The sequence below is a fragment of the Bacillota bacterium genome, from assembly GCA_040754675.1.
Taxonomy (GTDB): domain Bacteria; phylum Bacillota; class Limnochordia; order Limnochordales; family Geochordaceae; genus Geochorda.
In genome coordinates, this window is the sequence record JBFMCJ010000196.1 from 1 (window position 1) to 7,358 (window position 7,358).

Genomic DNA, 7,358 nt, shown 5'->3' on the forward strand with positions numbered 1-7,358 from the left:
GCCCGCCCTCGTGAATGGTTCTGCGCTCCTGCAGGCCCCCCGCCACTTCTTGCGGGACGGCGGGCTGGTTGCCACGACGCTGATGGCCTGCCTGCTGGCGGCAAGCCAGTTCAGCCTCACGGGCTACCTGCCCCTGTACATGGTGGACGTCTTCCGGTGGGACCGGCAGGCCGCCGCCCGGCTCCTCCTGGTCGTCCACGCCGGCGGCATCGCCGGGCGCCTCCTGTGGGGCTGGGTTTCGGATCGTCGCTTCCGCGGCGATCGGGTGGCGCCCCTGATCACCGTCTCTTTGGGCGGTGCGCTGGCCGCCGCGCTGATCGCCTCGCTCGCCGCCTGGACGCCGCTTCCCGCGCCCGCCGCGGCAGGGGCCGCCCTGCTGGGAGGGCTCACCCTCCTGGGTTGGAACGGCCTGTACGTTACGCTGATCTCCGAGCTTTCGGGCCCGGCCTCGGCCGTGATGCTGGGCCTGAGCATGACCATGCTCTACGTCTGGACCATGCTCTCGCCGCCGGGCTTCGGGTGGCTCGTGGAGCGGGTCGGCTCCTACCCCCCGGCCTGGACTGCGCTGGTGGCCGTCCAGCTCCTGGCCGCCATTACCGCCGCCGCAGCAGGATTTACCACCCGCACCCGCCGGGCCCCTGGGGGGCGGGTGCGGGGCGAAGGTCAGCGCTCCTACCCTGGCCGGCCCGTGCTACCATAAGGAGTGGCCGCCTCGTTTCAGGCGCCGTCGCCCGTCTCGCTGCGGGCGTCGTCGCATTCTTGGGGGGAATCGAACTTGACATCGGCCAGCCTTCCGAAGGCTCTCACCATTGCCGGTTCCGACAGCGGCGGCGGGGCCGGCATCGAAGCCGACCTCAAGGCGTTCTTCGCGCTCGGCGTTTACGGCGCTGCCGCCATCACGGCCCTCACGGCCCAAAACACCCTGGGAGTGCAGGGGGTTTATCCCGTCACGCCCGAGTTCGTGGCCCAGCAGATGGACTCCGTGCTGAGCGACATCGGCGCGGACGCGGCCAAGACCGGCATGCTGGCCAACGCCGCCATCGTCGAGGCCGTCGCCGACCGCGTGCGGGCACACGGCCTCACCCGGCTGGTCGTCGACCCCGTCATGGTGGCCAAGAGCGGTGACCCGCTGCTGGCCCCGGAAGCGGTGCAAGCCGTCAAGCGGCAACTCCTGCCGCTCGCCCTGGTGGTGACCCCCAACCTCCCCGAAGCCGAGCACCTGACCGGCCTCACGCTCGAGGGCCGCGACGCCATGAAGGAAGCGGCCCGCCGCCTGCACGACATGGGCGTGCGCTACGTGGTCGTGAAGGGCGGCCACGCGAAAACCGACCCTCGCCGCGCCACCGACCTGGTGTTCGACGGAGACAGTTTCGTGGAACTCGAGGCGCCCCGCATCGCCACCCCGCACACCCACGGAACCGGCTGCACGTTCTCGGCCGCCATCGCGGCCTACCTGGCCCGCGGCCTCGAACCCCTGGACGCCATCCGTAAGGCCAAGGCGTTCATCACGGCCGCCATCGAGTCGGCCGTCCCCGTGGGCCACGGCCGCGGCCCGACCAGCGCGTGGGCGGGCGCCGACCTGAACGGCCCCGGCTGGGCCACCGGCCGCAACCGGCCTCTGCACCCGCCGGCTTCCTGATCCTGCCGCCGGCCTTGCCAGCTTTCCTCTCCTGCCAGGCGGCCCGCGTACGTGATATCGTAAAGCCGGCAGAGGGATATGCCCCCGAAGGGATCCAGGGCATGGAGGATTCTCAAGGGGGGAACCACCTTGCATCCGTCCCGGCAACGTTCGAGCGAGCCCCAAAAGCCTCTGCCGGCGCCCGCGGTCCTGCCTGCCCTGGCTTTCGGTGCGCTGGCGCTTCTGGTGGGAGTGCTGCTCATGGGAGAATCCCCCGCTCGGGCAAACGCCCCCGCGCTCACCGTTCAAGTGGACGCCGCATCCCCGCTAGGCCCCGTCAAGCCGCTCGTCTTCGGCATCAACACCGCCAACTGGGACGAACAGCTCTTTCCCGGCACGTTCGAGCAATGGCCGCTCACCTTCGACCAGGACGCCCTGCGCAAGGTGAAGGCAGCCGGCATCCGGTTCCTGCGCTACCCCGGGGGCGGCGACGGGGACCGGTACGTCTGGAACTCCGCCATCAACTCGCCGCTGCGTATGAACGTCGATGAGTTCATGCTTTTCTGTAAGCTGGTCGGCGCCGAACCCAGCATCAGCGTCAACTACCCCGCCGGGCCCGAACTCGCCGCCAGCTTCGTCGAGTACGTCAACAAGACCAAGGGCTACGGCGTCAAGTACTGGGAGATCGGCGACGAGGAGTACTTCTCCGTCCCGGCCTCCGTCTACGGCCGCAAGGTCGTCGAGTTCGCGAAGGCCATGAAAGCCGTCGACCCGGCCATCAAGGTCGGCGCCGGGGTCAACGTTGCGATGGCCACCTGGACGCTGGAGGTGCTGCGGACGGCCGGGCCGGCCATCGACTTCGTCGTCTACAACTGGTTCCCGCAGGACCCCCGCAGGGAGGACGACGCCCGCCTGCTCGCGAGCCCGGCCGAGTTTCGTACCAACCTGCGGGCCCTCAGGGGCTTCCTGGCCCAGACGGTGCCGGGCCGAGCGAAGTCCATCGAGATTCACATCGGCGGCTACAACTCCGTGACCGCTTACCCCGGGCCGCAGACCACCTCCATCGTCAACGCGCTCTGGATGGCCGACACGATGGGCGTCATGCTCGAAGAAGGCGTAGACGCCGCCGGCTTCTGGGCGCTGCACAACCCCTACCCGCCGCGGGGCGGCGACTATGGTATCCTCGGCTCGACCCCCGAAAACCGACCGTACCCGACCTACCATGTCTTTGCGCTGTTCAGCCGCCACTTCGGCACGCAGCTCGTGACCGCCCGTTCCCCGGACGCGGCTCTCTCCGCCTACGCATCCCTTGCCGCCGACAAGGGCAGCCTCTACGTCATCCTCATCAACAAGGACGAGAAGCCCCGCACCATCCGTCTCGACGTGGGCGGCTTCGAAGCCGAAGGCCGTGGGCGCGTCCGGCTGCTCAACGAAAGGAGCACCCCGGACCGCCTCCACGCCAACGTGGACGTCACCGGGAGCTTCGAGGTGCCGCCCCTCTCAGCCGTCTCCGTGGAACTTCCCTCCGCCCTCGCCGCCGGCCGCCCCCGCGGCGAGCAACTGCCGCCCGGCACCCGCCTCATCCCGGCGATCTCGGCACGCGCCTCCTCCTCTGCCGAACTCGGCCCCGCCTGGGCGCCCTCCAGCGCCATCGACGGCAACGAGCGCACCCGCTGGGCGTCCCGCATCTGGAGCGACCAGGCCGAGTGGCTGGAGCTCGACCTCGGCGAAGCGCACCTCGTGTCCGCTGTGCGCCTGAAGTGGGAGCTTTACGCCACCCGCTACCGCATCGAACTCTCCGAGAACGGCTCCTCCTGGGCGGCCGCCTACGAGACCGCATCAGGCCAGGGCGGTGTGGAACTGGTGCAGTTCACGCCGGCCCGGGCCCGCTACGTCCGGATCCAGATGCTCGAACGCCCGAAGCAGCGCGGCACCGCCTACGGCCACTCCGTCTGGACGGCCGGCTCGTTCTCGCTGTGGGAGGTTGAGGTGCTAGGACACCCCTAGCCGCGCCCTGCGGGCCCGCCATTCCTCCTCGAGAAGGCCGTATACCACGTGATCCACGAAACCCTCGTGCAGGCGTTCCGCCCCCCGCAAGACGCCCTCCTGCGTGAAGCCGAGGCGCTCGGGAACCGCCCGGCTGCGCCGGTTCTCCGCGGCGCAACGGATCTCGACCCGGTGCAGCTTCAGCGTCTCAAACGAGTACTTGAGCATCGCCTCGACCGCCCGGGTCATGATTCCCCGGCCCTGAAAGGCTGCGCCGAGCCAGTAGCCGAGTTCGGCCTTGCGGTTCAGCCAGTCGATGGGGTGGAAGCCCACCACGCCCGCCAGGCGCCCCTTGTACCAGATGCCGGCGTGAAAGCCGTTCCCGGCAGCGAACTGCTGCAGCCCCTGCCGGATGAACCCCCTGGTCTGTTCCACGGACGGGTTGGAGTCAACCCACGGAAGCCACTCCCGCAGGTGCTCCCGGTTCTCCTCGGTCAGCCGGAACAGCGCTTCGGCGTGGCGCTCTTCCAGGATGCGCAGCGTGATGTCGGGCCCGATGCGGCAGACGAACAAGCCCGGAGAACCTCCCGCCAACGTCACGCCCATTCTACCGGCTCCTTGCCCGGCTGACCAGGCTCACCTCCTGCCCGCCCGGCGCGTCACTCCTGCTCAACCCCGGGCTTGCCGCGGCTCAACCCCCCTGCGGCCGGCTCAGCCCCCGGCAGGCACACCTCAGCCGTACTGGAGCCGAAACCCAGCTCTGGTGGAGCGGCTGAGCTCCGCTGGAGCCGCTTGAGCTTCGACGCGGGCTGGTCCGGATGGGCGGGGTTGGGTATGACGCGGTGGCCCCGGATGGCGAGACCGAGCCGCTCCACCACGTGGGGTGGGACGACAGCTCGGGTCACTCGGGGAACAAGCGGCTCACCGGCAGGGCGAGGTCGGGGAGGACGGGATCGCCCGGAATCACGTCGGTGAGTTCGAAGTGTTGCACCTGAGCGGGCCCCGTGTAGATGGAGACCCGGCGGCGCCGGGGATCGATGACCCACACGCTGCGAACGCCGGACGCCAGCCACATCTCGACCTTATCGACAACGTCCTGAAAACTGTCGCCGGGGGAGACCACCTCCACCGCGAGGTCCGGCGCTCCCTGGAAGAAGGGCTCGCCGGGCTGCTCAGCACCAGCGCGAGCCTTCAACACCACGGCCGCGTCGGGGCAGCGGACGGTGTCAGGGTTCCTCGAAAGCAGGAACCCGGTCTGCCCGTCGTAGACTTTGCCCAGCTTTCGCTCTCGCACGTGCGAAGAGAGCTCGCGAACGACGTTCGCGCAGATCTCTCCGTGCTGCGGGCTGGCCGGCGCCATGCGGACGAGTTCCCCCCGAATCAGCTCGTAGCGGAAGCCGTCGTCCGGAAGCCGGGCCAGCTCCCGGGCCGTTACCATCGTCCGGGCTTTCAAGGGCGTGCCCCTCCCGCAATGCATTGTACCACGGCGCCGGCCCCTGCTCCGGTAGCGCGCCGAGGTGCGTGAGGCAGTCCCGCCGTAGCCAGCGCGAGCGGCCGCGCTGGTCTCAGCGAAAGCGGGAAAAAGCTTCCGAGGCCCGTCCCGTGCGGGTTGGCTCAGGATGCGGATTTGGTTGGCGTTGACGACCTGGAGGTTGAGAGGCTCTACCTCGCCAGATGAGCTCCGCGCTGCCTGCTGACCGCGCTCACGTCGTGGCTCGGGCCGGGGAGTGGGCCGAGAATCCACGGAACCGGCCCATGGCCTCCAGGATCTTCCCGGCGCCGCGCACCACGCAGGTTGGGGGATCGTCCGCCACCCGGACCGGCAACCCCGTCTCCTGCCCGATGAAGCGGTCCAGCCCGCGAAGCAGTGATCCCCCGCCCGTCAGGACGAGCCCGGTAGCGATCACGTCGGCGGCGAGTTCCGCAGGCGTGCGTTCCAGCACGGCGCGGACGGCCTCCGCGATGGCCTGGGCGGGTTCCCGGAGAGCTTCGGCCACCTCGTTGGCCGTCACGGTGACCATCCGAGGAAGGCCGCTGGTCAGGTCCTGGCCGCGCACATCTGTGGTCTCACGAGGCGCAGTGACGGCTTCGGCGGCCACCACGCCGACCCGGTGCTTGACCTCCTGGGCGGTCCGATCTCCAACCACGAGATTGTGCCGGCGGCGCAGGGACCGCATGATCGCCTCGTCCATCTCGTCGCCGGCTGCCCGGACGGACAAGGTGGCCACTTCTCGCCCCATGGAGAAGACCGCGGCGTCTGTGGTGCCGGCGCCCACGTCCACCACCATGTGGCCTCGCACCTGTTCCACCGGCAACCCGGCCCCGATGGCGGCGGCCAGGGGTGCCGAGACCACGTGCACCTCATGCGCGCCCGCGTCATAGCAGGCCTGAAGTGCAGCCCGGCGCTCGACGTCCGTTGCAATGGGCGGAACCGCTACGATGGCCCGGATTCGCTGCCAGCCCCATCTGCGAACCGCCCGGTGAAGAAGGGGCTGGAGCATCTGAGCAGCCAAACGGTAATGCGCCAGGACCCCGTGGCGCAGGGGGCGCAGCGTCGCGATCCGGTCGGGGGCGCGGCCAAGCATCTCCAGGGCCTCTTGCCCCACGGCCAGGAGGTCACCCGTCTCTGCATCAAGGGCCACCACAGACGGTTCCTGGAGCACCACCCCGCGGCCGCGCACGAAGACCCGCACCGCGCTCGTGGCCAGGTCCACTGCCACGTCCGTCCGCCACACGGCTGGCCCCCGCCTCTCGCCCCCCAACGAAGCCCCTTGGGTTCCCTTGGGATCCCCCGCATGGGGCTGCCGGTGTCCCCGGACCTTCCCAATCACTGGAACGGCAGGGCCTGGCATTCCCTTGAGGCGAGGTCAAAGGCCTGCAACCGGCACGGCCGATCCCCGGGCTACCGGGGGCGAAGGGACGATGCGTTTGCTGTGGGACCGGCTGCAGAGCCCCGTGGCGAGCGGACAGGCCCTGCAAGGGCTCTTGCGGTCGAAAGCCCGGGGCGCCGCCGTGACCGGGCCAAATCAGGCAAACGGAGCGCCCGCCAGATGACCGCCGAGCACCGTAAACCTTTCCTCGGCACCAAGGTCACCGGCATACTCCTCCACCGCCGCCGACTCCGGCCCAACGCAGTCCCTTTCTGGTCGGTGTTTGCCCTATCCCGACGCCCCATACGGTGTAAACGGGCCGGCCGGACTACCCGGGCGATGCAGAATGGCGAGATGCGTCGCGTCACGGGTTCAACAGCCGACCGCCGCAGGGGCCTGCGCCGCGCCGACGGCGAAGAGCGGGAAGACGCGGAGGAACCAAAACCGACACCATCAAGAGACCGGAAACCACGGTCAGCCGGCGGCGGTGCCCGTCATTTGCCCAGGCGCTGTTGACGGTTGCCCCTCGGCAGCCCCGCGCTGCAGCGCATCCCACGCGTCGGCCAGGCCGCGAAGCACCTGCAATGCTTCGCCAACCGCCCTGGCATCCTGCCGCACGTTTGCCTCCACCAGGCGCCGGTGTGCAAAGTCGTAGAGCAGGAGGAGCCGTTGGGCTATTTCCCCGCCCTGCTCGAAGTCCAGCGACGCCATCAGCTCAGCCACGATATCCTGCCCCTTGAGCAGGATGGGACGCGCTTCTTCGTGGAGCCCCTTCTCCAACGCCTCCTGCGCCTGCTCACACCGCGTCACGGCTCCGTGCAGAAGCATGGCAACCAGCCTGTGAGGAGGCGCGGTTTCGATCTGAACCTTTCGATAGCTCGAAT

Annotated in this window: 7 protein-coding genes; 3 read left to right on the plus strand and 4 right to left on the minus strand. The window is 69.4% G+C overall.

Features of this window, described 5'->3' with window-relative positions; all coding sequences use genetic code 11:
* The 3 genes from AB1609_12145 to AB1609_12155 form a co-directional block, all read left to right on the plus strand.
* Positions 1-700: MFS transporter (locus AB1609_12145; protein MEW6047216.1), on the plus strand; the 700-nt coding region annotated here is incomplete at its 5' end.
* 75 nt (positions 701-775) lie between these two features.
* Positions 776-1,639 (plus strand): bifunctional hydroxymethylpyrimidine kinase/phosphomethylpyrimidine kinase, encoded by an 864-nt coding sequence (gene thiD / locus AB1609_12150; protein ID MEW6047217.1) that lies wholly within the window; start codon positions 776-778, stop codon positions 1,637-1,639.
* A gap of 129 nt (positions 1,640-1,768) precedes the next feature.
* Positions 1,769-3,625 carry a discoidin domain-containing protein gene (locus AB1609_12155; GenBank protein ID MEW6047218.1) on the plus strand — a complete coding sequence of 619 codons (1,857 nt, stop codon included), beginning with the start codon at positions 1,769-1,771 and terminating at the stop codon, positions 3,623-3,625.
* Here the strand turns inward: AB1609_12155 and AB1609_12160 are convergent.
* From AB1609_12160 to fliS, 4 genes are all read right to left on the minus strand, one after another.
* A complete protein-coding gene (locus tag AB1609_12160) occupies positions 3,611-4,210 on the minus strand; it encodes a GNAT family protein (protein ID MEW6047219.1) in 600 nt (199 codons plus the stop codon). The genes AB1609_12155 and AB1609_12160 overlap by 15 nt on opposite strands.
* A 295-nt stretch (positions 4,211-4,505) precedes the next feature.
* A complete protein-coding gene (locus AB1609_12165; protein MEW6047220.1) occupies positions 4,506-5,057 on the minus strand; it encodes a Uma2 family endonuclease in 552 nt (183 codons plus the stop codon).
* A gap of 250 nt (positions 5,058-5,307) precedes the next feature.
* Positions 5,308-6,339 carry a rod shape-determining protein gene (locus AB1609_12170; protein MEW6047221.1) on the minus strand — a complete coding sequence of 344 codons (1,032 nt, stop codon included), beginning with the start codon at positions 6,337-6,339 and terminating at the stop codon, positions 5,308-5,310.
* Positions 6,340-6,948: 609 nt separating this feature from the next.
* Positions 6,949-7,358: flagellar export chaperone FliS (fliS, locus tag AB1609_12175; protein ID MEW6047222.1), on the minus strand; the 410-nt coding region annotated here is incomplete at its 5' end.

Bases quoted from the DNA above. Each gene is read 5' to 3' on its own strand.
- AB1609_12160 (MEW6047219.1), bottom strand. From the start codon at position 4,210: ATGGGCGTGACGTTGGCGGGAGGTTCTCCGGGCTTGTTCGTCTGCCGC.